This is a genomic window from Stenotrophomonas sp. STEN147 (assembly GCF_056757995.1).
Genome location: NZ_JBRRCG010000002.1, coordinates 428,697 through 451,101, shown reverse-complemented (window position 1 = coordinate 451,101; position 22,405 = coordinate 428,697). Strand labels below are relative to the sequence as shown.

General features: G+C 66.6%; 17 protein-coding genes. 15 read left to right on the top strand and 2 right to left on the bottom strand.

Features of this window, described 5'->3' with window-relative positions; genetic code table 11:
* The first annotated feature begins 9 nt into the window (after window positions 1-9).
* Genes tssM through ACVOKU_RS04795 form a run of 3 tightly spaced genes read left to right on the top strand, consistent with a single transcriptional unit; the run spans window position 10 to window position 5,479 of the window.
* Window positions 10-3,711, top strand: a complete 3,702-nt coding sequence (gene tssM / locus ACVOKU_RS04805) for a type VI secretion system membrane subunit TssM (protein ID WP_193395928.1) — start codon at window positions 10-12, stop codon at window positions 3,709-3,711.
* Window positions 3,708-4,691 (top strand): type VI secretion system-associated protein TagF, encoded by a 984-nt coding sequence (gene tagF, locus ACVOKU_RS04800; protein WP_053518394.1) that lies wholly within the window; start codon window positions 3,708-3,710, stop codon window positions 4,689-4,691. The genes tssM and tagF overlap by 4 nt, the downstream gene beginning before the upstream one ends.
* A 2-nt stretch (window positions 4,692-4,693) precedes the next feature.
* Entirely contained in the window at window positions 4,694-5,479 is a 786-nt protein-coding gene (locus ACVOKU_RS04795; RefSeq protein WP_262100768.1) for an OmpA family protein, read from the top strand.
* Window positions 5,480-5,535: 56 nt separating this feature from the next.
* On the opposite strand, the gene tssA is transcribed toward ACVOKU_RS04795, so the two are convergent.
* Window positions 5,536-6,594 (bottom strand): type VI secretion system protein TssA, encoded by a 1,059-nt coding sequence (tssA, locus tag ACVOKU_RS04790; protein WP_074899139.1) that lies wholly within the window; start codon window positions 6,592-6,594, stop codon window positions 5,536-5,538.
* Window positions 6,595-6,827: 233 nt separating this feature from the next.
* On the opposite strand from tssA, the gene ACVOKU_RS04785 reads away from it, so the two are divergent.
* The 12 genes from ACVOKU_RS04785 (at window position 6,828) to ACVOKU_RS04730 (ending at window position 21,855) form a co-directional block, all read left to right on the top strand.
* On the top strand, window positions 6,828-9,611 hold the full coding sequence (locus tag ACVOKU_RS04785) for a type VI secretion system Vgr family protein (protein WP_481559266.1): 2,784 nt from the start codon (window positions 6,828-6,830) through the stop codon (window positions 9,609-9,611).
* Window positions 9,608-10,504 (top strand): DUF4123 domain-containing protein, encoded by an 897-nt coding sequence (locus tag ACVOKU_RS04780; protein ID WP_481559265.1) that lies wholly within the window; start codon window positions 9,608-9,610, stop codon window positions 10,502-10,504. Before ACVOKU_RS04785 ends, ACVOKU_RS04780 begins: the two co-directional genes overlap by 4 nt.
* A 10-nt stretch (window positions 10,505-10,514) precedes the next feature.
* The gene (locus tag ACVOKU_RS04775; protein ID WP_481559264.1) at window positions 10,515-10,994 is read left to right on the top strand and encodes a DUF3304 domain-containing protein; all 480 of its coding nucleotides are present in this window, start codon (window positions 10,515-10,517) and stop codon (window positions 10,992-10,994) included.
* Between the two features lie 105 nt (window positions 10,995-11,099).
* Window positions 11,100-12,932 carry a T6SS phospholipase effector Tle1-like catalytic domain-containing protein gene (locus ACVOKU_RS04770; RefSeq protein ID WP_229765839.1) on the top strand — a complete coding sequence of 611 codons (1,833 nt, stop codon included), beginning with the start codon at window positions 11,100-11,102 and terminating at the stop codon, window positions 12,930-12,932.
* Window positions 12,933-13,024: 92 nt separating this feature from the next.
* A complete protein-coding gene (locus ACVOKU_RS04765; protein ID WP_053518388.1) occupies window positions 13,025-13,615 on the top strand; it encodes a hypothetical protein in 591 nt (196 codons plus the stop codon).
* Window positions 13,616-13,706: 91 nt separating this feature from the next.
* Entirely contained in the window at window positions 13,707-14,315 is a 609-nt protein-coding gene (locus ACVOKU_RS04760; RefSeq protein WP_481559263.1) for a hypothetical protein, read from the top strand.
* Between the two features lie 126 nt (window positions 14,316-14,441).
* Window positions 14,442-15,059: a decarboxylase gene (locus ACVOKU_RS04755; RefSeq protein ID WP_481559262.1), complete on the top strand. Its 618-nt coding sequence runs from the start codon at window positions 14,442-14,444 to the stop codon at window positions 15,057-15,059.
* Between the two features lie 122 nt (window positions 15,060-15,181).
* The gene (locus tag ACVOKU_RS04750) at window positions 15,182-17,956 is read left to right on the top strand and encodes a type VI secretion system Vgr family protein (protein WP_481559261.1); all 2,775 of its coding nucleotides are present in this window, start codon (window positions 15,182-15,184) and stop codon (window positions 17,954-17,956) included.
* 2 nt (window positions 17,957-17,958) lie between these two features.
* Window positions 17,959-18,822, top strand: a complete 864-nt coding sequence (locus tag ACVOKU_RS04745; protein WP_481559260.1) for a DUF4123 domain-containing protein — start codon at window positions 17,959-17,961, stop codon at window positions 18,820-18,822.
* Window positions 18,823-18,838: 16 nt separating this feature from the next.
* Window positions 18,839-19,339 (top strand): hypothetical protein, encoded by a 501-nt coding sequence (locus tag ACVOKU_RS04740; RefSeq protein WP_481559259.1) that lies wholly within the window; start codon window positions 18,839-18,841, stop codon window positions 19,337-19,339.
* Window positions 19,326-21,023 (top strand): T6SS phospholipase effector Tle1-like catalytic domain-containing protein, encoded by a 1,698-nt coding sequence (locus ACVOKU_RS04735; RefSeq protein ID WP_481559258.1) that lies wholly within the window; start codon window positions 19,326-19,328, stop codon window positions 21,021-21,023. Before ACVOKU_RS04740 ends, ACVOKU_RS04735 begins: the two co-directional genes overlap by 14 nt.
* Before the next feature lie 55 nt (window positions 21,024-21,078).
* Window positions 21,079-21,855, top strand: coding sequence for a CDP-diacylglycerol diphosphatase (locus ACVOKU_RS04730; protein WP_481559257.1), 777 nt, complete (start codon window positions 21,079-21,081; stop codon window positions 21,853-21,855).
* On the opposite strand, the gene ACVOKU_RS04725 is transcribed toward ACVOKU_RS04730, so the two are convergent.
* Window positions 21,852-22,403 carry a GNAT family N-acetyltransferase gene (locus tag ACVOKU_RS04725; protein WP_481559256.1) on the bottom strand — a complete coding sequence of 184 codons (552 nt, stop codon included), beginning with the start codon at window positions 22,401-22,403 and terminating at the stop codon, window positions 21,852-21,854. The genes ACVOKU_RS04730 and ACVOKU_RS04725 overlap by 4 nt on opposite strands.
* Between the last annotated feature and the right edge of the window lie 2 nt (window positions 22,404-22,405).

Here is a 22,405-nt window from a genome sequence, read left to right as displayed (position 1 = left end):
GATCCCTGCATGAGTTTGAGCAATTTCAGCTACTACCTGCGCGACTACCGTCTCTGGATGGTGCTCGGCCTGGTCGGTGCCGCTGCGCTGGCCCACTACGGTGAGGCCGAAGCACGGCAGATCGGCATCTGGGTGGCCATCGTGCTGGCCGGCCTGCTGGTGCTGGCGCTGCTGGTCTGGATCGTGAAGCGGATCCTGGCCCGTCGCGCGGCCAAGCGCGTGGAGGCGATGGTCAAGGATGAGGCGGACAAGGCGGTAGCCACCGCTCAACCCGCCCAGCGTGCCGATACCGAGGCGCTGCGCACGCGCATGATGGACGCGGTCAAGCAGATCAAGTCCTCGCGGATGGGCGTGCTGAAGGGCAACGCCGCGCTGTACGAGCTGCCGTGGTACGTGATCATCGGCAATCCGGCTGCGGGCAAGAGTACGGCCATCCTCAATTCCGGCCTGCAGTTCCCGTTCGAGGACAACCGCGGCAACGTGGTGCAGGGCATCGGTGGTACCCGCAACTGCGACTGGTACTTCACCACCAACGGTATCGTGCTCGACACCGCTGGCCGCTACTCGGTCAGCGTCGAGGACCGCATGGAGTGGCTGACCTTCCTCGGCCTGCTGAAGAAGAACCGCCCGCGCGCACCGATCAACGGCGTGATCATCGCCGCCAGCCTGGCCGAGCTGTCCGGCAGCAAGCCGGAGTTCGCGATCGAGCTGGCCAAGAACCTGCGCCAGCGCGTGCAGGAAATCACCGAGCGGCTGGAAGTGTTCGCGCCGGTGTACGTGCTGTTCACCAAGGCCGACCTCATCGCCGGTTTCAGCGAGTTCTTCCGCAACCTCGATCCCGGCGAGCGCGAGCATGTGTGGGGTGCGACGCTGCCGTTCGACGTGCATCAGCAGGGCGACGCGCTGGCGGCATTCGACAGCCATTTCGACGAGCTGGCCGAAGGCATCAAGGAAATGAGCCTGACCCACATGGCGATGCAGCGTGGCCGTGAAGTCTCGCCTGGGTTGCTGTCGTTGCCGCTGGAGTTCGTCGGCATCAAGCCGGCGCTGCGCACCTTCATCGCTACGCTGTTCGAGGACAACCCCTACCAGTTCAAGCCGGTGTTCCGTGGCTTCTACTTCTCCAGCGCACTGCAGGAAGGCCGTTCGGTGCATCACGCGTCTGAGCGCGTCGGCCGCCAGTTCAACCTGGAGCGCGGGTCCAATGTCGACGAGGCGCCGACCGGCCATACCGCGTTCTTCCTCAAGGACCTGTTCCGCAAGGTGATCTTCGCCGACAAGGAACTGGTCCGGCAGTATTCCAGCCCGCACCAGAACCGGCTGCGCTATGGCGTGTTCCTGGGCGCAGTGGGTGTGCTGGCACTGGCGCTGGGCCTGTGGACCTGGTCGTACACCACCAATGCCCAGCTGGTGGCCAATGCCACCAAGGACCTGGATCAGGCCGTGCGCGTGCAGAAGGACCGCATGGACCTGAAGTCGCGCATCGACGCCTTGCTTCTGCTGCAGGATCGCATGGAGCAGCTGGACCGTTATGGCAAGGAGGGCGGCATCACCACCCACCTGGGCCTGTACCAGGGCACCGCGATCCGCGAGAAGCTGCTGCGTGAGTACAACCACGGTATGCAGCAGGTGATGCTGGCGCCGACCGTCTCCAATCTGGAGAACTATCTCGGCCAGGTGGTCGCCGAGCGCGACAAGCTCGGCCAGGGCGGCAGCGCTGCTGCCGAGAGCGAGGTGCTGTATCAGAACGCATCGCCGACCAGTACCAACGATGCGTACAACGCACTGAAGACCTACCTGATGCTGGGTAACCCGAAGTACGTCGAAGGTGCTCACCTGTCGCAGCAGCTGACCCTGTTCTGGCGCACCTGGCTGGAGGCCAACCGCGGCCAGATGAGCCGTGAGGAGATGGTGCGCGCGGCCGAGAAGCTGATGACCTTCTACGTGGCGCAGGCGGGCCAGCCCAGCTGGCCGCAGATACAGAACAAGGTCACGCTGGTGTCCGACACGCGCCAGGCGCTGGGGCAGGTGATGAAGGGGCAGCCGGCGATGGAGCGCGTGTACGCGCAGATCAAGGCACGTGCCGGCGCCCGCTTCGGAACCACCACCGTCGACAGCCTGGTGGGTGTGGAGCGCAACGGGCGCCTGATCAACGGCAGCTATGCGATTTCCGGTGCGTTCTCGCGCAAGGCGTGGGAAGAGTACGTAAAGGATGCGATCAAGGAAGCGGCCAATACCCAGCTGAGCACCACCGACTGGGTGCTGGGTACCACCGAGCAGAGCGATCTGTCGCTGGCCGGCAGCCCCGAGCATGTCTCGCGCGAGCTGGTGACCCTGTACAAGAACGACTACGCGCGCGAGTGGAGCAAGTTCGTGCAGGGCCTGAGCGTGGCCGAGTTCAGTACGTTCGACGAGGCGGTGGCCCGCATCAACAAGCTGGGTGATCCCGGCAACTCGCCGCTCCGTGTTCTGCTGGAGCGCATCAACGAGGAGACGGTATGGGACAACCCGCCGGCGCAGGCGCGTTCGAGCAAGGCGCGCAAGGGCTTCGTCGCCTGGTTCCAGCGCACCATCCTGCGCAAGGACCCGGCAGCGACGGCCGCCGCACAGCCGGTGGGTCCGATCGGCAAGGCGTTCGAAGGCATCGCGCGGCTCACCAGTGAGCGCGGCGATCAGCCGGCGGTGATCACGGCCTACTTCGAGACACTGGGCAAACTGCGTGCGCGCCTGAATGCGATCAAGAGCCAGGGCGAAATCGGCGTGGGCACCCGCAAGCTGATGCAGGACACCTTCAGCAATGAAGGCTCCGAACTGAGCGCGGGCCTGGCGCTGGTCGACGAGCAGGTGCTGACCGGGCTGGACGAGAAGCAGCGTGAAGCCCTGCGCCCGCTGCTGCTGCGCCCGTTGACCCAGACCTTCAGCGCCCTGATCCCGCCGACCGAAGATGAGGTCAACAAGACCTGGAAGGCGCAGGTCTACGACCCGTTCAAGGCGCGCATCGGACAGCAGTACCCATTCAACCTCAACTCGGATGTGGATGCCGCACCGAGCGACATCGCGGGCATCTTCGGTGCCAGTGGCAGTATTGCCGCCTTCAACAAGGACGCGCTCGGCACGCTGGTGATCCAGCGCGGTCCGCTGCTGGAGACCCGCCGCTGGGCAGGGCAGGGTGTGAACCTGTCGGCTGAGCTGGTTGCCAACTATGGCAACTGGGTGAGCGGCTCTGCCGCCGGCGCGGCGCAGGACACCACGATCTTCGAGATCCTGCCGTCGCCGGCTGCTGGCGCGCTGGAGTACAGCATCGAGATCGATGGCCAGGTGCTTCGTTATCGCAATACCCCGCCGCAGTGGACCACCATGCAGTACCCGAACGCGGGTCAGGTGCCGGGCGTGAAGATCACGGCGGTGACCGGCGATGGACGTACCGTGGAGGTATTCAGTGCACCGGGCGCGAACGGCTTCAACCGCCTGATGGCCGAAGGCGAATACGAGCGCCTGGATGATTCCAGCCGTATCACCTGGAACGGCAATGGTGTGGCCGTGACGGTGGAAATGCGCATCGTCCGCCGGGCCGGCAGCGGCAGCGAGGGCGGCGGTGACTGGCAGCGCGGCCTGCAGCTTCCCGAGCGGGTGGCCGGTGGTACCCCTGCCGCGCCCGCGCCGGCGGCCACCGCGCCTGCTGCGGCACAGACCACGGGAGGTGCGCAATGAGCCGTGTCGTCAGTGCCGGAGTTTCGTACTTCGGCAAGGTGCCCTCGCGCGGTGATTTCGTCCGTGCGGCCGACAATCACCAACTGCTGGGCTGGCTGGACCGGTGGGCAGGCGAGAGCCTGGAACTGTTGAGCCAGAGCCCGGACTGGAAGCAGCGCTACGACGAGGCACCGGAGATCCACTACGCGTTCCTGGGTTCTCGCAGCAAGATGGTGCTGTGCGGGCACTTCCTGGCCAGCCGCGATTCCTCCGAACGCCGCTTCCCGCTGCTGTCCGCGCTGCGCCTGGATGCGCCGGAACCGTTGCCGTTCATCGGCCGCAGCCCGCTGGCGATGTCCAACGCCTGGTCCGGACTGGCCCGCCTGGCACGCCAGGCCTACCAGGAAAGCGACGCGGCGCAGGCGCTGGCGCAGCTGGCGGACGCACGTTTCAGCATCAGCACCGATCCCGGTGACTACAACGGTAGCTTCCAGGACTTCCTGGAGAGCACCTCCGTGGCAGACCTCGAGTCGCGCCTGCGCGATTCCGGTCACGGCGAGGTGGCGCTGCGACAGGTGCTGCCGGCACTGGGCCTGCTGCTGCAGCCGGTGCTCAGCGGGGGCGATGTCAACATCGACAAGGCGCTGGTGTTCCCGCTGGTCCGTGACCCGGCCTATCGCCCACTGGTGGCGGCTTTCTGGCTGGATCTGCTGTCCAGCTTCGTCTCCCGCGGCGATTTCGAACTGGCGGTGCTGATCCGCAACGACGCTGCGCCGAGCATGATCGTCGGTTTCAACGGCGCCGACCGCCAGGTGCTGCGTGCGGTGCTGGACCCGGCGGAAGCCGGCGACTTCCTGATCCGGATTCAGCATTCGGAGTGGGTGGACGACTATCTGCGCGGCGATTACAACCTCAACCGCTTCGGCAGCTTCCTCGACCGTGACGATCTGGCCCTGGCCACCGCACGCAAGCTGTTCGGCGAGACTTTCCTGGGAACCTGATGATGCGTCTGTGCAACCCTCTCTCCCTTGCGTTGCCGCTGCTGCTCGCAGCCGCGCCGCTGGCCGCGCAGAACGCGCCTGCTGCGGCACAGGCTGCCACCGAACGACCGGTGGTGATCGAAGGCGTGGTGCCTGACCAGGCGACCAAGGCCAAGCTGCTGAACAATCTGCGTGCCGTGTATGGCGCCGAGCGCGTGGTCGACCGCATCCAGGTCGAGACGATCGCGACCCCGCCGAACTGGGGCGATTACGTGGCGGGCATGATCAATCCCGGCTTGAAGCGGGTGTCGCCCGGCAAGCTGGAAGTGAACGGACAGGCAGTGCGGATCACCGGTGAGGTCGGCAACGAAGCGCTGCGGCAGCAGGTGGCCAGCGACCTGAGTCTGGCCAGCAATACCAGTTACACCGTGACCAACGCGCTGAAGGTCGGCTCGCAGCAGAACGTGCTGGACCAGACGCTGGCCAACCGCATCATCGAGTTCCAGAGTGGCAGTGCGCGCCTGACCCCGTTCGGCATGAGCATCCTCGACGAGATGGTCGCCAAGATGGCGCAGATGCCGGACAGCCGTTTCCTGATCATCGGCCATACCGACAATGTCGGGCAGCGCGAATCGAACCTGGCGCTCAGCCACGCGCGTGCGCTGTCGGTGAAGAACTACATGGTGTCCAAGGGCATTCCGGGCAGCCACATGGATGTCGTCGGCAAGGGACCGGACGAGCCGGTGGCGGACAACACCAGCAACGATGGCCGCGCACGCAATCGGCGCATCGAGTTCAAGATCCAGTAAACATGACGGGGATCGGGCCAGACCCGATCCCCGCATGAGCGTGATCCGCAGGCAGATCAGTCTTCTGGATTGACGTCCAGCATCTCTTCCATCTGTTCCAGCGTGCCGTGGTCCTTGATGACGCGCTTGAGCCAGACATGCAGCGGCATCTCGCCCCAGCGTGCGGCCTTCTCGGCGAGATAGGCCACGGGGCTGTGCGGTTCGGTCCGACGGAAGAACTCAGCGACCTGGCGCAGCTGCTGCAGCGCTTCCTTGCGCGAACCGGGTGCACCCGCAGGGCCACGCGGTGCTGTCACCGGGGCCGCTTCGGACGCCGGCGCCTCATGGCCGAACGATGCATCTTCAAAATCGTCTGAGGAGGCTTCGGTTTCGCCATCGAGCAACACCCCGGCTTCGCGTGCGAAGCGCAGCACGGTGCGCTGCAGGTGTTCAAGCTGCTCACGCACCGCGCTGAAGCTTGGGCCATCCAGCCCCAGGCGGTTGTCGACCGCGGCCTGCAGTTCGGCCAGGGCCTGGCTGCAGTCGGGCAGGTCGTCGGCCAGCTGCCGGTAGAACCCGTGCTGGGTATCGCGGCGGGCGGCAGTGAGAATGTCCAGGCCAGGGCGGCCGTCATCCTCTTCGCCGCTGTTGGCACGGGCATGGGCATGCTCGAAGTCGGCGAGGCTGAAACGCCCCTGCGGCGCGACGGCAATCGGCACGGAGCGCAGCCATTGCAGCGAGTTGGTCAGCAACCAGCTCAGGTTGCCGATGCGCTCTTCAAAATCGCCGTCAGGTGCCTGCGGATGCACGTCATCCCAGTAGCGGTCGCACAGGCCGGCGGTGAGCCGGTAGCCAGCGGCGAGGCCCTGGAATCCTTCCAGCTGGGTGGCGGCTTCGCTGAGCCACCCTGCCAGCCGCAGGTCCTTGGTCCGGGTCTGCAGCAGGTCGGTGGCATCGCGCAGCACGCTGCTCCAGTCAGCGTACTTGATGTCGGTCTGCCACGCCCCCTGGTCCAGGGTCGGGTCGTCGGCACGACGGTTTTCGATGATCCGATCGAATTCAGCCGAGAACGACAGGTCTTCACCGGTCGGGGCGTGTTCCGAAATCGGGGCCAGCAGGGCTTCCTGATCCAGCATGGCGGGTCTCGTTGGGGACTGTGGGCGATTCTAGCCCGCCGATGTGAACGCGGTCGCGGGATTGGTCCGTCCAAGCATGCCTGAATACGGAACGCCGTCAGTTATGTGACGAACAACGCACTTCCATGGCGGTAGAGGCGTCGTGATTTTGACGAACACCGCAATCTGGTAGATTTGATGGCTGGAATCCGACGCCGCCGGGTAGGTGCAGGCGTCTTCACACTGGAATTGGCATGGATCAGCTGAACTACGTGATGACCCAGGTTGCCGGGCTCGGTGAGGCGCAACGCCTGTATCGACTGCGGTCCGATGCACTGGAAGGGTGCACGGTGGAGCGGTGGCGCGGCGGTGATGCGCTCGGCCAACATGCCTGGACCGATGTCGATGTACTCGCCACGCGCGCTGATATCGCGCTGGACGCCCTGCCGGGCACGCGTGCGACACTGGTCGCGCAGATGGCCGATGGTGGTCAATGGCAGCGCAGCGGCCTGATCGCGGATGCTTCCTGCCTGGGCGGCGACGGTGGCCTGGTGCGCTACCGGCTGCAGCTGGTGTCGTGGACGTGGTGGCTGCAGCATGCGCGGCACAGCCGCGTGTTTCAGGAACAGGGCGTGCGTGCGGTCGTCGATGCCGTACTGGCAGGGCACGCTGGCATCGCGCGCTGGCGCTTTGCCGAGGGCGTCGATGCCTTCCTTGGCCAGCGCGTGCGCAGCTATTGCGTGCAGTACCGCGAGAGTGACCTGGATTTCCTGCAGCGCGTGCTCGCCGAAGAAGGCCTGGGCTGGCGTCTGTACGCCGATGAGGAAGCGCCATGCGGCAATGGCATGGAGATCTTCGCCGACAGCGTCGCGCTGCCGGAAGATGCCACCAGCGCGGCTGCAGGCGTGCGGTTCCATCGCAGTGACGCCACCGAATCCAGTGACAGCGTGCAGGCCATCGGCCTGCGTCGGCGCCTGGCCAGTACCTCGATCAGCCTGCAGAGCGATGATTACCGCCAGGTACGCGCACTGGTGGCACAGTCGCCGATGGAGGGCGGAGGTGGCCAATCGTCGCGCGAAGACTACGATGCGGTAGGTGCCTACGCCTTCAGTGACAGTACCGCCGGTGCGCGCCAGGCCCGCCTGCAGGCGCAGGCGCGCGAATCCCACAGCCGTGGCTGGCAGGGGTCGGGTACGGTTCGCGGCTTCCAGTCCGGACAATGGCTGCGGCTGCAGCAGGCCCCCGGTGCGACACCGCCTGAGCTGCTGCTGGTGGCCGTCGAACATGCCGGCATCAACAATCTCCCTACCGATCTGCGACGAAGCCTCGATGACGCGCTTGGCGTGGCGCCGATCGATCCGGCCGACGCTGCGCTCTGGCAGCAGGCCGAAGCAACCGGGTATGGCAACCGTTTCGACGCGGTGGATCGCACCCTGCCGTGGCGCCCGCTGCTGCAGGACGGTAGTGGCGCACGGCTGAATCCGCGCCCGACCGTGCCGGGTTACCAGACCGCTGTCGTGGTTGCCGGCGACGGAGGCGCCAGCAAGGACCTGCATGCAGACAGCCATGGCCGCGTGCGCGTGCGTTTCCACTTCCAGGAAGGCGAGGGCGGCGGAGCCAACGACAGCGCATGGTTGCGCGTGGCACAGCGCTATGCCGGACCCGGCGTGGGCAGCCAGTTCCTGCCGCGCATCGGCCAGGAAGTGCTGGTGGGCTTCCTCGACGGCGATATTGATCGGCCACTGGTGCTGGGCACCCTGTACAACGGACGTGGCGAGGCGGGCGTGGCACCGACGCCAGCCGGCGGAAGCGGCCAGAGCGACGTATCGCTGTATGGCCAGGCTGCGGACATGCGCGGCAGCGCGCAGGCCAACCTCAGTGGCGGCCAGGCGCCGGCCTGGCATGCTGCCGGCATGGGGGACCAGGCGCATCGGCAGGGTGGTGCGCTGTGGGGTATCCGCTCGCGCGAGTGGGAAGGCGGGCAGGGCGCCAACCATCTGCTGTTCGATGACTCGAACCAGCAACTGCGCGCGCAGCTGGCCAGCAGCCAGCAGGTGTCACAACTGACCCTGGGGCATCTGCGTCACCAGGCAGACAATTATGTCGGCAGCCTGCGCGGCACCGGTTTTGAACTGCGCAGCGACGCGTGGGGCGCGGTGCGCGCCACGGCCGGTGCCTGGTTCACAGCGTACGGGCATCGGTCGACGGCACCTGCGGGCGAGGCGGTGCAGCCCGCAGCCTTGCTCACGCAGTTGCAGGCATTGGGCGAACGCTTCACCCAGGCCGCGCGCACACACCTGACCAGCCCGTTGGCGTTGCAGGAGGGGGCGCGCGCGCCAAAGCGCTCCGAGCTGGTTCCCGATCAGTCGCCGGTTCCCGCGCTGCTGGCGAGCGTACGCACCACCACGGGCGGTGATGGATTCGATATCGGCAAGAGTGGTGCGACCGAGCGCAAGTCGGATGCAGGGCAGGATCGCGTGCCTCATTCGGGTGATCCACTGCTTGGACTGGCCGCACCGCAGGGACTGGTGCAGGTGGCAGGCCAGGGAGTGCACTGGGGGAGCGGTGAAGGCCTGGTGTTGGCCAGTGGCGGTCATAGCGACACGGTCACCATGGGGCAGACCCGTCTGCATGCGGGGCAGGCGATCGGCGTGCTTGCGTCCGTGGTCGAAGGTGCAGCGGCCGCACCCACCGCGCTTGACGTCGTGGCCGGTACTGAAATGCTCGATATCCAGTCCCAGGCGGATGGGGTGCGCGTGCAGTCGCGTGGCGCTCTGCGCGGGGCCAGCGCGCAGGCGCCGGTGGAACTCGCCGCGGCCAATACGATTCACGTGGCGACGTCCGGGGGGGCCAGCCTGACCATTGCCGGTGGCAACATCACCATCGCCTGTCCGGGCACGATCAAGGTGCATGCGGGCAGCAAGTCATTCGTCGGCCCGGCGCAGCAGGGCTATCCGCTTCCCCAGTTCCCGCGCAGCAGCTGCAAGAGCTGCATTCTCGACGCCATGCGCCAGGGCACGCCGGGAGTGCTGGTGTGAATCGTTACGCTGTGATCGACAGCGCGCAGCGGTCGCACTTCCATGTGCGGCTGGACCGTCTTGGCGCGCGCTATCGCTCGCTGTTCGAAGGCACGGCCGAGGCCGGCCTGCTGGATATTGCCCCTTTGCTGGTGTCCTGGACGGACAGGGACGTGCACGCGCAGCTGGATGCGGAGATCCAGCAGATGGGGGCGCAAAGGCCGGGCGTGACCCTGCTGTGGAGTGCACTGGAACTGGACGATCTCGCGAAGCGGTTGCGTGCTTTCCATCTGGTGAAGGTGCCCGAGAAGGGCGGTCGTGAGATGCTGTTGCGCTGGTACGACACCCGTATCCTGCCTGCACTGCTGGATCTGTTGTTGCCTGCGCAGCGTGCCGCCCTGCTGGAGGGCGTGCAGCGCCTGCAGTACTTCGATCGCTACGGCGATCTGCAGGAATGGCCGCTGGCCGAGATGCTGGCCGGAATGGATGATGCCGGCCTACCTGCGCTTCCGCCATTGCGCCTGGACGAAGACCAGTACACGCGCCTGCTGGACGCGTGCGAGCCGGATGTGGCCATTGCCCAGCTTCGCAGGGTCATCCCCGATGAGATCAAGCGGGTGCCGTATCGATCGCTGTACCCGTTCGTCGTCGACCTTATGCAGGATACGATCGCCCACGGTGTGAACCAGGTGGACGATCACGTGCAGTACCTGTTGCTGGCGTTGTACACCTCCGGCGCGTGCCGCGGCCATCCTGCCGTGCAGGCGCGTTTCGCGCAGCCTGCCGGGAGCTGTGAGGTGCCGTTCGCGGACTGGGCATCAGCACTGCCGGAAGATATCTGGACGACGGGCGTCCCGCTGTGGGACCACACCGCCTCGCCTTTGCAGGCCGAGCCTGCACCCTCGTGGACGTGAAGGAAGAATCATGCGTTTGATGCGGACCCATCTGCTGGCGGCCCTGGCGTTGCTGCTCCTGTTGCCGGCATTGGCGGCCTGCAAGGTACGGACGGCCTCCACGCCGGTGGCCGTGCTCGGCTACAACCATACGGATGCATATATTGCGCAGTTCCTCGTGAATGGCGGCAGTGGCGGGTCGGCCGATTCTCACTCGGAAGGCGGAACTGTCTGCTGCGTCGTGCTGCCTGATCGATGGACGCCGGACATGAAGGTGGAGATCGAATGGACCACGGATCTGGAAACGTTCCAGAAGAAGACCGTTGCGATTCCGAAGTACAACCAGCTCGGAAACCTGGCCGTCCATTTCCTGCGCAATGGCGAGATCAAGGTCTTCGTCACCAATCTTGTGCTCGGTCATCCCGACTATCCATTGACCGGCCCCGAGGCGCCCTTGCGCGAGGGCGAGAATCCAGTCTGGGAGCACCTTCGGCGCCCGACTGAAAAGTGATCACGGGGCCCGGTCGCTCACCGGGCATCCGATCCGAATGCTTGGCGTGGGTGACAAGGACAACGATCCCGGCGGGGACCAGCAGCGAATCCAGGAGACAAGGACATGAGTGGACGCACGGCAACCGGCGCGCAACCAATGCCGGCAGATGGACGCAGAGCGCTGAGCGGCGCCGAAGCGCAGCAGCGGGCGCGGGCCATGGCGTGCATGCGCGAGAAGGGCTCCGAATGCCAGGGCCAGGTGCACGTAGGCATCTACTTCGACGGCACCGGCAACAACCGCGAGTGGGAAGGAACCTTTGTAACCGGCAAGACGCGCTCCCCCAAGACCCAGCTGGCCCGCAACGGTCACAGCAATGTGGCGCGCCTGTACGACGCCGCCCTGAAGGAGCGTGGCAACGGCTTCTTCAGCATCTACGTTCCCGGCGTCGGCACGCCATTCGCCGACGTCGGCGATACCAACCAGGATGGTGACACGCTGGGAGGCGGCGCCGCCCGTTATGGTGCGGACCGCATCCACTGGGCCATCCTGCAGGTCATCAATTCGGTACATCAGTACCTGAACGGTGGTGACTTGATCCAGCCCAACGAAGCCAAAGTACTGGTCGCCTCAATGAGCGAGACGCGACTGCTGGAGGGCATGACGCGACGCGCGATGCTCACGGCAATCGCGCAGCGGTTGGAGCGCGTGGTCAAGGGGCACCAGCGCCGGGTCAAGTCGGTGCACGTTTCCGTCTTCGGCTTCTCGCGTGGCGCGGCACAGGCGCGGGCGTTCGTGCATCGGCTGTATGAGACGGCAGAAGCCTGGGGCAGCGGTTGCGGCTACAACATTGCCGGCATTCCGCTCTACCTGAACTTCATGGGCATCTTCGATACCGTTGCGTCGGTCGGCGTTGCTGCGATGAGCCGCGTCTCGAAGGGCAAGTGGGACTGGGCCGCCGGTGACATGATGAGCATTCACCCCGAAGCGCGCCAGAGCGTGCATTTCGCGGCCCTGCACGAGCAGCGGATCAATTTCCCGCTGGACCTGGCGACCAGCGGGAAGGAGGTGCTTTACCCGGGCATGCACTCGGATGTCGGTGGCGGCTACTCGCCCGGCGGCCAGGGCAAGGACTTCGTTTCCGGTGCCGCGAACGGTACCGCCAAGCTTGCGCAGATTCCGTTGATCGACATGCATCATGAGGCCGTCAAGGCGGGCGTGATAATGAAAACGATCGAGGAACTGGGGGCGCAGCCAGTGCTCGCCATGCATTTCGGCTGCCACCCACAGCTGATCCGCGATTACAACGCCTGGCTGACCGGTCACGGTGTCCCCGGAGGCGCGCACACGCAGCAGATTGCAGGACATTGCCGGCAGTACGTTGCCTGGAAGGGCAAGCGGCTGCCGAATGGTCCACAGAGCGTGCTGCAACAGCCGTTCTTCAAGCAGTCCGATGCCGAGGATCAGGTGGATCTGGCCAATGCGCAGCGCGATTTCGCAAATCTGGTTGGAAAGCTGCGCAGGGGCAAGGAGGAGATGGCGGCCTACCGCAGGCAGCTGGACGAAAGCCAGAAGCGCATGGAGGCGGGTCGCAAGATCGGGCGCCCGGTATTTGAACCTACGCCACGGGCCTCCCAGGCGGCTTACGACTACGCAAAAATCCCGGCCGAGACCAGCACTCTGCTTAACCTTGTGCTGGACGGTGCGCCGGTACCCGATGTGAGTACGGTGCTGTTTGACAACTACATGCATGACTCGCTGGCCGGCTTCTACATCGGGAAGTGGACGGAGCTGAATATTCCTGCCGTCAATACCTACGGCTACCTCCGCTATCGCGAGGTCTTCAGTGTGGCCGGCAGGAGGGCTCAGGAGTGCCGGGATCCGGCTACGCTGCCGCCAGCGAACATCCCCACCATCGGCGGCGCGTTCCAGCAGCTGGGCTCGGCAATGGGCGGGTGAGGCGATGCAGCGTCTGGAATGCCCGTTGCGCTTATGCGCCAATCGGGCGCTTCACCTCTGGGAGGCTGGGAGCCATGCATCAGAGCGGGTCAGTGAATCGTCAGCGCCCCGCTGCGCTGCGTCAGCTGCTCCTGGCCAGCCTTGTGCTGCCGTTGGTGGCATGCCGGCAAACCACCTCACAGGATATCGAGCAGGCAGACACCGCCGGCCGTGCGCAGGCCTCCATCGAGGCAAAGGCAGACGCCCATGCCGCGCAGGCGGAGCCGCCGTTGCCGGGTGATCCGGACAGCTCTGAAACGCTCTTCGACGGATTGCTGGATTGCCAGCCGAAGGGCTGGTACCTCAGCACTGAATCAGGCCAGCCCGCGAATCCTTACCTGGCCCTGCACGCGCCCGAACCCTGCGAACGCGATGAGGAGTTCGGGATGGCGCACTTCTGCGTCAAGGCCGATTTCCATGGCCTGCCGGTCTACAGGGTCGTTGCCCATCTGGGAACCGCACCCACGCCCATCGGCATCATGATCGATCTGCCACTGGACCAGGCGCGTGCGCGACTCCGCATGGCGCTGGGGTCTGAGTTTCCCGATGACGCGCGCAGCCGGCGCGGCGAAAGGCCGATGCTGGGTCCCCAGGTCGGCAACGCGCAGAAGTCGCAGTTGATGTGTGCGCCCGATTGGGCCTGATCAAGATGGGCAGGCGATGGCCCGAACAAGCCAAAGGTTGAGGCTACGTCGGTGGTTCGCGCGCTTCTTGTCGAAGGCCTGGAACGGAGAAATGGTGAAGATCAACACCCGTGTCTGGCGTGGACTGCAGCCTGTGCTGCTGCTCGGCCTTCTTCTCTCGGTCGCCGCTTGCACCGGGAAGCCGAATTCATCGCAGAACCCAGCTGCAGGTGTGCCGCCAACGGGGGCGGCCACCAAGACGAAGGAAGTGCCTGCATCTACAGCGCGAAGCGCACGATATGCCGGCGTCAAGATGCTCTTACCTCATTCCGGCTGCGCGTACGAATACAGCCCGGTGGACTTCTGTGATGCACAGCATCGCGCGCAGATTGACCAGGCCATCCTTACCCAGGTGCCGAACTTCAACCGGCATTACATCCTGGCCCAGTTGGATGAGCGCAAGGAGTACTTCCAGCGCTCCATCGTGCTGATCGACAGCCGCGACGGCACCGTGTATCCGTTGCCCATCGATGCGTTCTCGGGCCCGTTGATGGGCAAGGAGGGCGCGCGTACCTATGGCACGGTGGAGACATCCGTTGAGAGCGACACGTTCTGCGTGAGCGGCGCACTGCTCGTCTACCGGGCATTCGAAGAGGGCCGCTTCTGCTTCGGATTCGATGGTGTCAGATTCACCGGCCACACCACGCAGTACATGCAGTAGCGGCCGCGTTCCCCCGCGATCGCCAGGCCCGGCTGAACGAGCCGCGCTGCCCGACGTGGCAACCGTCGCACCTTCATGGCATCCTCACGAAACTGATTGGCCACCGGCCATCGACGGATGAACGACATGCAGAAGTGGATCGGACGCACCGCCGGCGGGCTTGCGGTGGCGCTGAGCCTGGCGGCGCCGCTGGCACAGGCCGCCGAACCGGCCTTTGGTGGCTGGCGCAACCTCGACTCCCGCGATGGTGCCGAGCCCGCCTTGCGCGACGTCCCGTTCGCACTGCTGCCGATGCCGGTCGCACGCGATGCGCGCTTCTCGGTGTATGACCGCGAGAGCAAGCGGCTGGTGTGCTGCCTGCAGGTGGCCAGCGCCGAACTGGATGACACGGCGCTGCGCAAGGTCTATCAATTACCCGAGCAGTGGGTGACCGACCTGCGCAACGGCCGCAGCACGGCCCGCCCGTGGCCGACGCGGGTGTACGAAATGCGCCGCGTTGGCGAACTGGTCGACTACGGGTTCAGCGATGCGCCGGAGGCCTACAGCGATCTGGGAGGCCTGCTGCTGCCTGCCGACGCGCGCCTGCTGCCCGATGGCAGCGTGCAGGCGGGGGCGACCTACCGTCTGCAGTTCCGCAGCACGCCGCTGGGTGATGACAGCAGCGCGCTGGACCGCTTCACCCTGCAACCGGCACAAGACACAGGCAAGCCGGTGATCGTCGAAGTGTCCTACGGAACCTATTGATCCGGAACGTTAATTCGGCGTGACGGCGGTCGCGTGCGCCGCCGTTTTCCATCTGCTACCGTCGCCCTACAGGGGAAGGACCTGCCCGCCGCATCGCGGAGGGCAGCAACGGTAGGAACGCCATGGAAGCGATTCGCAACCTGATGGTGCAGGCAGCGGGGCTTGATGCCGGCAGCCGCCTGTATCGGTTGGATCTACCCGGCATGCCGGCGGTCGTTGTCGACCAGTGGCACGGGCGCGATGCCCTGTCACAGGGGCGGCAGCTGCAGATCGACGTACTCGCGCTGGACGCATCGCTGCCACTGGCTGACTGGCCGGGGCAGCCCGCATGCCTGCATGCGCGGTTGGCCGATGGCCAGGACTGGCCGCGCCACGGCGTCATTGCCGCTGCGCGATGCGTGGGCAGTGATGGTGGGCTGGCGCGCTACCGGATCACCTTGCGCGACTGGACGTGGTGGCTCGACCAGGCCCGCTGCAGCCGCGTGTTCCAGGAACAGAGCGTGCGCGCGATCGTGGACGCGGTGTTCCAGATGCACCCGCAACATGCGCATTGGCGCTGGAGCGATGAAGTCGACGGGATGCTGGCCGCATCCCGGCCGCGCAGCTATTGCGTGCAGTACCGCGAGACCGACCTGGCGTTCGTGCAGCGTTTGCTCGCCGAAGAGGGGCTGGGCTGGTGCGTGGAGGAGGTTCCCGATGCCCCGGTGGGCCACGGCGTGGTGGTGTTCGCCGATTCGACCCTCCTGCCGGAAGCCGCTGCGTCGCAGTCGGCGGGAGGGATCCGCTTCCATCGTGCCGATGGCACCGAACAGAGTGACGGCGTGCAGCAGCTTGGCCTGCAACGGCGGCTGCAGAGCACGCACGTGCAGCTGCACAGCAGCGACTACCGCAGTGCGCGCTCGCTGGCCGGCCAGTTGCCGGTGCAGGGCAGCGGGCAGGCGCGGCGCGAGGATTATGATCCGGTTGGCGCGCATGCATTTGCCGACGCGGCCGAGCTGCAGCACCACGCTCGTCTGGTCGCCGAGGCACTGGAAGCGCAGGCACTGCAATGGCACGGCCGTGGCAGCGTGCGCAGCGCTGATGCCGGCCAGGTCTGGTCATTGAGCGGAACGCCGGGGGCGGTGCCGACCGAACTGCTGCTGGTGGACGTCGAGCACGCCGGGGTCAACAACCTGCCGGTGGACCTGCGCCAGGCGCTGGCGGCGATGGACGATGCCGCCGCGACGGCGGACACGCTGCAGGTGGCTGCCCAGACGCAAGGCTACGCACAGACATTCGTCGCGCTTCCCCGCGACCGGCGTTGGCGTCCGACGCTATGGGACGGCACGGGTGCGCGACGCAATCCGCGGCCGCTGGCGCCCGGTTACCAGACAGCGGTCGTGGTGGCTGCGCAGGGCGCCGACGGCGCCGAGCTGCACGCCGATGCACTGGGACGGATCCGCGTGCGGTTCCACTTCCAGCAGGAAGAGGGCAGCACGGACAGCGCGTGGCTGCGCGTCGCGCAGCGCTATGCGGGGCCGGGAGTGGGCAGCCAGTTCCTGCCCCGTATCGGCCAGGAAGTCCTGGTGGGCTTCCTCGAGGGCGACATCGACCGGCCGCTGGTGCTGGGCGCGCTGTACAACGGGCGCGGCGAAGGCGGCGTCGCGCCGACCCCGGCGGGCGCCAGCGCGGAGGCCGATACGTCCATGTACGCACAGGCGAGGGATGGCACCGGCAGTGCGCAGGCCAACCTCGGGGGCGGCCAGGCGCCTGCCTGGCACGCGGCGGCGACCGGAGAGCAGGCACACCGCAACGCCGGTGCGCTGTGGGGCGTGCAATCACGGGAGTGGCAGGGGGCCGGCTGGAACCGTCTGCTGTTCGACGACAGCGACCAGCAGCTGCGGGCCCAGCTGGCCAGCAGCCAGCAGGCTTCGGCATTGACGCTGGGACATCTGCGCCATCAGGCGGACAACCATCGAGGCAGCTTCCGCGGCAGTGGATTCGAGTTGCGTAGCGACGCCTGGGGCAGCGTGCGCGGACAAGGCGGGCTCTGGTTGAGTGCCTATGCCCGCCGCAGCGCCGAACCGGCAGGTGCGGCGGCACAGCCTGCTGCGCTGCTGCAGCAGCTGGCCACGCTGGCCCGCAGCCATGCGGCGGCGGCGGGTACGCATCTGACAGTGCGGCCGGCCGCGCATGTCGGCGTGCAATCGCCGCAGCGCTCGCGTTTGGACGGTTCGCAGTCACCGCTGCCGGTGTTGCTGGCCAGCGTACGCAGCACGGTGCCCGGTAACGCGTTGCAGGAAGCGGCCGGGTCGGCGCCGGAACGCAGCGGTGATGCCGGCGAGGGCCGCGTTCCGCATACCGGCGATGCCCTGCTGGGCCTGGCTGCACCTGATGGTGCGCTGATGGTGGCCGGACAGGGGCTGCTTTGGGCGCCGGGCGAGACACTGGCACTGGGCAGCGGCCAGCACGGCGAGGCCGTGGTGTTGGGGCAGGCGCGCTGGCATGGACGGCAGGCCATCGGCGTACTGGCCGCAACACTGGAGGGGGCTGATCCGGGCGAGCCGGCGCTGACCCTGGCCAGCGGCGAACAGGTGCTGGACGTCAAGGCGCAACAGGACGAGGTGCGCGTGCAGTCGCGGCAGTCGCTGCGGGGCACGAGCGCACAGGGTGCCGTGGAGGTGGCTGCGGGCCGGACGGTGCAGGTGGCCACCGCAGGCGGGGCCAGCATCACCCTCAGTGGCGGCAACATCGTGTTCAACGCACCCGGCAGGATCAGCGTGCACGCCGGACGCAAGTCGTTCCTGCCCGGCGATCGCGGCCGTTACCCGTTGCCGGTCTTCCCGCAGTCGGTCTGCAAGGAATGCCTGCTGCTGGCCGCACAGCGTGCAGCCCCGCTGACACCGAAGGGAGGCTGAGCGTGGCCAACGACTGGCAGTTCCCACCGTTCTCGCCACCGCCGTTGGAGGAGGGCACCCAGCGTTACGTTCTGCTTGATGGCGCGCAGTGCGAGCAGCCCCTGCAGCTGCTGCGCGCGCTGCCCTGGGCGCCGCTGCCCCTGTTTGACGGCTTGCTGGCCGATGGCACGGATGACGCCAGCGTGTTCCTCGCACGCCTGCCGCGTGGCCTGAAGCTTGACGGTTTCCTGCAGCGTGCGGCGTCGTACGCGCGTTCTCCGGGCCTGCTCAGCCTGATCGACACGGCATTGCCTGCGGAAGAGCTGCAGCAGCGGCTGCAGAGACGGCTGGACGCCAGCTACCCGAACGGCAAGCTGTTCGTGGCCCGCTTCTTCGACGCGCGGGTGCTGCCATGGTGGGTGCAGGTGCTGGACGCGGCGCAGTGCCGGGCCTTCCTGGCGCTGGGAGAGCGCTGGTGGTACCTGCGCCACGATCTGAAATGGGCGCACCTGGAATTGCAGGACAGCGTGCAGGATCCGCACGATCCTCCCTGGGTGCTGGAGGCGGCGCAGCGGCACGCCCTGATCGATGCCAGCTACCCCTACACGCTGATCGATCACTTCCAGCTCTCCGATCCGGAGCTGCTGGCGCGGCTTCCCCGTGCGCGCTGGTATACCTTCTTCCGACGGGTGGTGGCCACGGCCGCGGACGTCGGCATCGAGGACAGCCGACGGCTGGTGATGGTGTCGACCTGGGCGCTGCTGGCCGGCGTCGATCTTGGCGAGGATCCCGCATGGCGGCTTCGCCTGCAGGACTTCGCGGCGGGGCGGCGCAGCGCCGCCGAGATCGGTGACGAAGTGTGGCCGCTTGAAGAAAGCTGGGACTGAACGGAGCGAGGTCGGAATGATGGGCAACAAGTACCTGTGGTGGAGCGCGCTGGCGATGATCGCGCTGCTGGTGGTGGGCGTCGGCTGCAGCCGGGCGATGGCACGCGGCAAGACGCCGATCATGTCGTTGTTCGCGTTCAACTACAGCCCGTATTACCTCGACGATGTAAGGGTGGATGGGCAGTTTCTGGGCGGAGTCGGTGGATACACCAACGGTGGCTCCGGCATGGCCCCGCGTGCGCCCCGGGGCAAGGGGCCGCACAGCGTGCGCGTGCGCTGGATCGAGGCCAACCGATACGATCTGGCCACCAACCGCTATCTGGATGAAGGGCACCGCGTTCCGCGTCAAGCCGTGGTACCGCTGAAGACGCCCTATCCGCCCAACCCGGCCACCTTGCTGCTGCACTTCTATGCGGACGGCCATGTCGAGGCCGAGCTGCTGGACAAGGGCGTGAACAAGTGGGACGTACGGCGCATGCCAGTGCCGAAGGAGCACAAGGACCATGACCAGTATTGATCCGACCGCGATTCCCGGGCAGGTGGATCTTGAACCGGGCACCCCGGATCCGGTCGCCCAGGCTGAGGGCACGGCACGCACTGCGCGACTGGCCCGCGGCACACGTCCGCTGAGCGATGCCGAGCGCCGCCGTCGCCAGGAGGCGATGTGTGGCACCGTGCCCGACAAGGAAGCGGCCACTACGGGATGCACGCAGAGCCTGCACCTGGCCGTATTCTTCGATGGCACCGGCAACAATCGCGATGAGGAGCTGAACAAGGCCCAGAATGAGCGCGCATTGTCGAACATCGCCCGCTTGTTCATCGCGCACAGGGACGACACACGGAACATAAAACGGCAGTACCTGTCCGGCGTAGGAACACCGTGCCCGGAGGTTGGTGATAAGGGGGGGCTGCTGGGGCTGTCCATCGGCAAGGGCGGGCGCGAGCGCATCGACTTCGCGCTGCAGGCGCTGGACGAGCTGATAGACAGCCAACCCGAGCCGATGCGCATCCTGGTGGTCAGCGTGTCGGTACTGGGCTTTTCGCGCGGAGCGGCTTCGGCACGCGCGTTCGCCCGCGATCTGGCCGCGCGCTGCCGACGCCAGGCCGATGGCACCTGGCTGTACCGCGAGCGTATTCCGCTGCGGATCGGATTCATGGGCGTGTTCGATACGGTGTGCTCGGTGTGGCCCAGCCTGACGGCGGCGGCGGTGAACTATCGCAATGGGCATACCGGCTGGGCTGAAGGCATGACCATACCGGAGATCGTGGAGCAGTCGGTGCATATGACCGCCGCCCATGAACTGCGCGGCCAGTTCCCCCTGGATTCCACCCGCGAGCATGCCCAATACCCCGCCAACACGGTGGAAATATGGTTCCCGGGTGTGCACTCGGACGTGGGCGGTGGCTACGATCCCCAGCACCAGGGGCGCCGGAACAGCATCGCGCGCTTTGCCCTGAACGAGATGTATGACATGGCGCAGGCCGGGGGCGTGCTGCTCAACCCGATCAGTCGCCTGGAAGCGCACGTCAAGGCCGAGTTCGACAAGCAGGATCCGGAACTGCAGGCGGTGTTCAACGCCTATCTGCAGGCGGTGCGGGTCAAGCGCGGGCGCATGGAGGACGTGCAGGCATCGCATATGGAGCTGCTGTATCGCTGGCTGCGCGTGCGCGTGGCACGCGGTGACCAGTTGCCGTCGATGCAGCGGCTTGCTGCACGCGAAGAGGCGCTGCGCGAACAGGTGCGCACCCTGCGCCGACGGCAGTCGCAGCTGCCCTCGCCCTGGGACAACGGCAACCTGCACCTGGCCGATCAGGGCAATGCGGAGAAGACCGCCGAGTGGAACCGGGTGTCAGACGAGCTGAAGGCGCGCGACGATGAGCTCTCCGCGGTACGCAAGCAGCGCCGGGGGCTGGAGAAGGAGAACGACACGCTGCTTGACAAGATCGTCAGCCTGCGACGGCGCCGGGAGCGCGGCAGAACGCTGACCATGGCCGAGCGGGTCACTCTGGAATCCTGGGACAATACGACCCTGCTGCCGCCGGAGGTGGAGACCTTCTTCGACGGGTACGGTCATGACTCGGTGGCGCACTGGTTCATCGGCAACCTGAGCCAATGGCGGGTGCTGTACTTCGGCGCGACCAAGTACACGCCCGGCAAGGTCGAGGAGACGGCGGATACGAGAGAAGCCGTGCCCGGCTGAGGGGCAGGGTACACTGGCCGGCGCAGCCCTTGCCGTGCCGTCGATTGTGAGACCCGTGACCCGCCTGATCCTGTTGTTGTCCTGTTCGCTGCTGGCGGCCTGCGCCAGCGCGCCTGCGCCGGCTCCGGTCCCGTCGGATGCGCTGTGGAGGCTGATCGAGCGCGATTGCCGCGGTGCCGATGTGCCGCGTGGCGCCTGCCTGCAACGGGACGCGACCGCGGCCCGCCGCGATGTGCTCATCAAGGACGCCCATGGCGACTACCAGTTCCTGCTGATGCCACTGGACAAGGTCAGTGGCATCGAGAGCGCTGTGCTGTACCAGCGCGGTGCGCCGAACTACTTCGCAGCTGCCTGGCAGGCCCGCGGGCATACCGAACAGGCGCTGGGCCGCCCCCTGCCGCGCACTGTCGCAAGCCTTGCACTGAACTCGCCGCACGGCCGTTCCCAGCATCAGCTTCACATCCACATCGACTGCCTGCGCGCCGATGTGCTGCAGGCGCTGGACACGCACGCCGCGGCGGTCGGAATGCAGTGGGCGGCGTTGCCCGTGCCGCTGCGTGGCCATCGTTACGTTGCGCGCCTGCTGCCGGGAGCAGAACTGCGTGCCAATCCATTGAACCTGCTCGCCTATGACCTGAGCGGGCTGCCCGATGTCGGCCAATGGAGCCTGGTGGTGGCGGGCCGCGAGAATGTGCTGGGAGGCCCCGGCTTCATTCTGCTGGCGACCCGCCTGGATCCCGCGACCGGCAACGAGGCCAGCGGTGAGGAGCTGCAGGACCATGCGTGCTCGGTACTGACCGGGGCGGATGCCGCGCTGGAGCGGGTCCGCTAGTCCGGGCGGACCTGTTGTCGCCAGCGCGGCGCGGTCAAGGCCAGCAGTTGCCGGTCCTGCCAGCCATCGATATCCAGATGGTGATCACGCAGCAGGCCTTCGTGCTCGAATCCCACCGCGCGCAGTGCATCGACGAAAGGCGTGCTGCTGGCCACCGGAAGCAGGGTGAACACGCGATGCAGTCCGACCTGGTCGAACAGGAAGGGGCACAGCGCCTGCAACGCCTGCGCGGGATGCTCGTGGCTGTGCTGCATTGAACGCAACTCGGCGCATCGGGCGTGGGCGGAGTGCAGCTGGATCTGAAGTTGATCATGCAGCATGCCGTGCCGGTCATCGAACACGCCCAGCAGCAGCTGGTCGTTGTCCTGCTGCAGGCGCGAACGGTGGACGCCCGCCAGGAAGCGCGCTTCCTCGTCGACGCCGGACTGGCGCAGGATGCCGCGGCTCCTTCGGTCGTCGAAGGCGCGCCAGCGTGGCAGATCGGCGCGGTTGAACAGGCGCAGGGTGATCGGGGCCGCCTGCAGCTGCACAAGGTGTTGGCGCAGCACGG

What these genes read in the sequence shown, in the direction of transcription:
- tssM (WP_193395928.1), top strand. Translation starts at nt 10, where the DNA reads ATGAGTTTGAGCAATTTCAGCTACTACCTGCGCGACTACCGTCTCTGG.
- tagF (WP_053518394.1), top strand. Translation starts at nt 3,708, where the DNA reads ATGAGCCGTGTCGTCAGTGCCGGAGTTTCGTACTTCGGCAAGGTGCCC.
- ACVOKU_RS04795 (WP_262100768.1), top strand. Translation starts at nt 4,694, where the DNA reads ATGCGTCTGTGCAACCCTCTCTCCCTTGCGTTGCCGCTGCTGCTCGCA.
- tssA (WP_074899139.1), bottom strand. Translation starts at nt 6,594, where the DNA reads ATGCTGGATCAGGAAGCCCTGCTGGCCCCGATTTCGGAACACGCCCCG.
- ACVOKU_RS04785 (WP_481559266.1), top strand. Translation starts at nt 6,828, where the DNA reads ATGGATCAGCTGAACTACGTGATGACCCAGGTTGCCGGGCTCGGTGAG.
- ACVOKU_RS04775 (WP_481559264.1), top strand. Translation starts at nt 10,515, where the DNA reads ATGCGTTTGATGCGGACCCATCTGCTGGCGGCCCTGGCGTTGCTGCTC.
- ACVOKU_RS04770 (WP_229765839.1), top strand. Translation starts at nt 11,100, where the DNA reads ATGAGTGGACGCACGGCAACCGGCGCGCAACCAATGCCGGCAGATGGA.
- ACVOKU_RS04760 (WP_481559263.1), top strand. Translation starts at nt 13,707, where the DNA reads ATGGTGAAGATCAACACCCGTGTCTGGCGTGGACTGCAGCCTGTGCTG.
- ACVOKU_RS04755 (WP_481559262.1), top strand. Translation starts at nt 14,442, where the DNA reads ATGCAGAAGTGGATCGGACGCACCGCCGGCGGGCTTGCGGTGGCGCTG.
- ACVOKU_RS04750 (WP_481559261.1), top strand. Translation starts at nt 15,182, where the DNA reads ATGGAAGCGATTCGCAACCTGATGGTGCAGGCAGCGGGGCTTGATGCC.
- ACVOKU_RS04740 (WP_481559259.1), top strand. Translation starts at nt 18,839, where the DNA reads ATGATGGGCAACAAGTACCTGTGGTGGAGCGCGCTGGCGATGATCGCG.
- ACVOKU_RS04735 (WP_481559258.1), top strand. Translation starts at nt 19,326, where the DNA reads ATGACCAGTATTGATCCGACCGCGATTCCCGGGCAGGTGGATCTTGAA.